This is a genomic window from Luteitalea sp., from assembly GCA_009377605.1.
Classification (GTDB): Bacteria; Acidobacteriota; Vicinamibacteria; order Vicinamibacterales; family Vicinamibacteraceae; genus WHTT01.
This window is the reverse complement of record WHTT01000179.1, coordinates 1-3,933: the sequence shown is the minus strand read 5'-3', so window position 1 is coordinate 3,933 and position 3,933 is coordinate 1. Positions and strand designations below refer to the sequence as shown.

The 3,933-nt window shown below is 63.1% G+C and carries 3 protein-coding genes; 2 read left to right on the top strand and 1 reads right to left on the bottom strand.

Annotated elements, in window-relative coordinates; all coding sequences use genetic code 11:
• Positions 1 to 914: hypothetical protein (locus tag GEV06_28155; protein ID MPZ21730.1), on the bottom strand; the 914-nt coding region annotated here is incomplete at its 3' end.
• Positions 915 to 1,538: 624 nt separating this feature from the next.
• Between GEV06_28155 and GEV06_28150 the strand changes: the two genes are divergently transcribed.
• On the top strand, positions 1,539 to 2,600 hold the full coding sequence (locus tag GEV06_28150) for an AAA family ATPase (GenBank protein MPZ21729.1): 1,062 nt from the start codon (positions 1,539 to 1,541) through the stop codon (positions 2,598 to 2,600).
• Between the two features lie 165 nt (positions 2,601 to 2,765).
• Positions 2,766 to 3,209 (top strand): hypothetical protein, encoded by a 444-nt coding sequence (locus GEV06_28145; protein ID MPZ21728.1) that lies wholly within the window; start codon positions 2,766 to 2,768, stop codon positions 3,207 to 3,209.
• The last annotated feature ends 724 nt before the right edge of the window (positions 3,210 to 3,933 follow it).

Genomic DNA, 3,933 nt, shown 5'->3' with positions numbered 1-3,933 from the left:
GCAATCAGCAGCACCAGTGCGGACACGCCGGAGAGCCACAGCGACACTTTGCTCTCGAGCGATCTATCGGCGCCACGCCCGGGCACGATGGAGGTCGTCACGACGCCCACGGGACGATCGTCGTCGCCGAGCTCACGCTGCCGATTTCTCAACATGGCGGTGGCCCGCTGCTCCGCGGCGCGTTGGCTGGTGCCGCGCGCTCGTCGTCCGACGACGTAGAGCCAGGAGGAGTCGCGGTCTACACGCCAGTCACGGGCTTGTAAACGGGCGTCGACGACGTGATCGAGTGGCAGCCACACGTCGATTGGCTTTGCGCTGAGGCTTTGAAAGCCCCTTGGTGCGACACCGGCAACTACGTAGGCTCTCCCGTCGATCGTGAGGCTCGCGCCGACGGCGCGCGGCTCGCCGCCAAAGTGTCGCTGCCACAGTCCGTACGAGAGGATCGCCCGGTCGCCTCCCTCGGTCAGCGTAAACGCGCCCAGAAGGAAACTGCCCAGATGAGGCTGCGGCCTCAGGACGTTGAAGAGCTCGCGCGACACGAGCATCGCATCGGCAAGAGTTGCGTCTCTGCCATAGCCGATGGAAACCGGTCCGGTGCTGTAAGCAGCGACCCTCTCGAACGCGCCGCTGGCCTTCACGTCGAGGAAGTCGGGATAGCTCGTGCGCTCGACGAGCAACGGCTCGGGAGCCTCCTCGAGCCGAAACTGTACTCGCACGACGTCTGCGGGCTCCGAGACGTGAAACGGCGGGCGGAACAGCAGCGCATCCATCAGCGCGAGCATCGCCGTATTGATGCCCACGCCGATGCAGAGCGTCCCGATGGCAAGCGCCGCGAAGCCGGGGGACCGTGACAGCCCTCTCGCCGCCTGGCGCAGCTCCACGGCAAATGCGGTACCGCTTCTTGGAGAGAGCACGACCGCGGATTATACTCCCCTGACTCCTCTCCGGTTGTGACGTCATTCGTGCATGCCTGCGGTCGAGGTGCAGTTGGTGAAGGAAGGCGCCTGCGCCGATAGGCCAGCGCATTTTGCGCAGAGCCGTCGCCCCAAGGCAATGGCCGGGCGATTGGGCAGGGGAAGGAGAGCTGACCATGCGGCATGTTCGCTTGTTTGAATCAGGCGGGGTAGATAAGCGAAGGTCGATGAATTGCTCGAAGAGCATGGCATGGGGGCGAGACGATGCCCTTGGTTAACCGAACGACAGCGATTCCACCTGAGCTCATTCAGAGCAAAGACCGGTGGCACCGGGCACAAGCCTCTCTGCCCGTTCGGGAAAGGTCCGCATTCTTCTCGAGCTTCAACGACAGGATCTCCCTCTCATTCAGCGACACCGCGCGCTAAAGCCTTGGGAAGAGCCTTGGGCAATTGAGCCGTAAGCGTCCCAAGCGATACGTTCAGATCGTTCTACCCTGAGACGTTTTACACAGCGGTAGAAAATGTTTGCAAACAATTTCTACTATAGTATAAATTGTCACTGTGGCTGCACAGGTCCGCCCGCGCTATCTACAGCCGCAGATCGAAGCCGATCTCCGCCGCAAGATGGTCTTCGTGAGCGGTCCCCGCCAGGTCGGCAAGACGACCATGGCACTCGACATGGCAGGGGGCAACGATGGATATCTGAACTGGGACGTCGCGGAGCATCGGGAGCGCCTGCTGACGCGAGAGCTGCCGCCCACGCCTCTGTGGATCTTCGATGAAATCCACAAGTATCGCCGCTGGCGGAACTTTCTGAAGGGACTGTACGATAGCCGGCGTTCCGGCCAGCGGATGCTCGTCACCGGAAGCGCGCGGCTCGACTACTATCGCTATGGCGGCGAGTCCCTCCAGGGCCGGTATCACGCCCTGCGGCTGCACCCGTTCTCGTGGGCGGAGCTCGGCCTCTCATCCGCGGCCGACCTCGAGACGCTGCTCACGCTGGGTGGCTTTCCAGAGCCCTTCCTCAGTGGCTCGCAGGTGGAGGCCCGCCGCTGGTCGCGCGAATATCGAACCCGCCTGGTTCAGGACGAGATCACAAGCCTGGAGCGGGTCCACGATCTCGGCACGCTGGAACAGTTGGTGCTCGCGCTCCCGGCGCGCGTGGGCTCGATGCTCTCGGTGAACAGCCTCCGCGAGGACCTACAGGTCAATCACAAGACGGTCGCGACCTGGCTGGCGATCCTCGAGCGGCTCTACGCGATCTTCCGGGTGTCGCCGTTCGGCAGTCCGCGGTTGCGGTCGATTCGCAAAGCGCAAAAGCACTATCACTTCGACTGGTCGCTCGTGCAAGACGAGGGGGCCCGGTTCGAGAACCTGGTCGCCTCGCATCTGCTCAAGTGGGTCCACTACCAGCAGGACGCGCAGGGCCGCGACCTCGATCTTCGCTACTTCCGCGACGTCGCCGGGCGCGAAGTGGACTTCGTCGTTGTCGACCGACGGACGCCCGTGCTGATGGTGGAATGCAAGCTGGCCGATGAGGTCGTGGCGCCACCGCTGAAATACCTGAAGGGGCGCTGGCCCGCGTGTGACGCGTGGCAGGTGTCGGTGCGGGGCCGGAAGGACTATCTGACGCCGGACGGCATCCGCGTCGCCCCGGCGCCAGCGCTCCTTTCGACGCTCCTGTGACCTGGCGCAGGTGTGTGACGCCGTGGCGGAGTGCGCGCAGGGCTCGACAGTATCCGGATTGATGGCACTCGATACGACAGGGAACGCGAGCTGCCGGCAGCACTACCTAGCGGAGCGTTGCGAACGGTTTCACAAGCCGTGCTCGAGGATCGCTGGTAAGGAGCCATGGGGAATCTGATCGTCGTTGACTGCGAAGCTCCTTTCGGCGTCGGCGCGCCCTCCGTAGGCGACATGACGGAGTTCGGTGCTGTTGACGTGAACGCCCTCCGGGAGGGCCGGGTCGAGACATTTCACGGTGTCGGTTGCTCTGAGGATACGTTCCGGCAGTTCCGGGAATGGCTCACCCCTCGGATGCCCGTCGTGTTCGTTTCAGACAACCCGGCGTACGACTTCCAGTGGATCAACTTCTACTTCTGGCGCTACTTCGGTGAGAATCCGTTCGGGTATTCCGGGCGGCGCATTGCCGACTTCTACGCCGGGCTGGTGGGCGATTTTCGGAGCACTCAGAAGTGGAAGCGGTTGCGACGAACGAAGCACGACCACCATCCCGTGCACGACGCGCTCGGGAACGCCGAGGCGCTCATTCGGATCCTTGATGGCGAGCGTTGAGATGTTTCCTACTGCCACGCGAATTCGCCGCACGCTGGTGTCAACTGCCGACGAGAGACCGACAGTTTCGCGTCTTCCTCTTCGAGATCAGCTTCCGCCTGCGCTGCCCGCGCCGTTCAACGGCGAGGCCGGTGTCGGCGTCACACTGGGCCGCGTGAATGAGTCGTACCATGAGCGGTGACAGCGTACCCGCCGGCAGCTCGCCAGACTTGGAGCGAGGCATAGGTCTTCCTCGAGTGCGTGACGCGGACGCCTCGGCGAGGCGTCCCTACCTTTGGTGGTGGTAGGGCGCGTTCGCCGAACGCGCCGTCGATAATGCGCTCAATGCAGGTCGGCGGGTTCTGGTATAGAAGAATGGAGTCCGAAGCCGAACCTTATCCCCCCACACAACTCAAGGGAGGGCTTCGCGGTGAGCACGAAATCCAAGATCGCGTTTTGGTGCTATCTCGTTGCAATGGCAGCACCGGCTGTGTGGGGAGTCATGTTTCTTTTCCGCAGCGAGTTCATGCCCTATCACGCCGTCGCAGTCGGCATGCCTTGGTCTGAGGTGCCAGCGCCGTTCCAAATCCTTATCATGGCTTTGCTGAAGCTCGCTGGAGGCGCCTGGCTCACCGTTGCCGTCGCGCAGTTGGTGTTGCTGCTCGTGCCGTTTCGTCCGGGCGCTCGCTGGGCGCGTTGGGCTGTCCCTTCATTGGGGCTCCTTCATTATGCTGGCGTTTGTAAC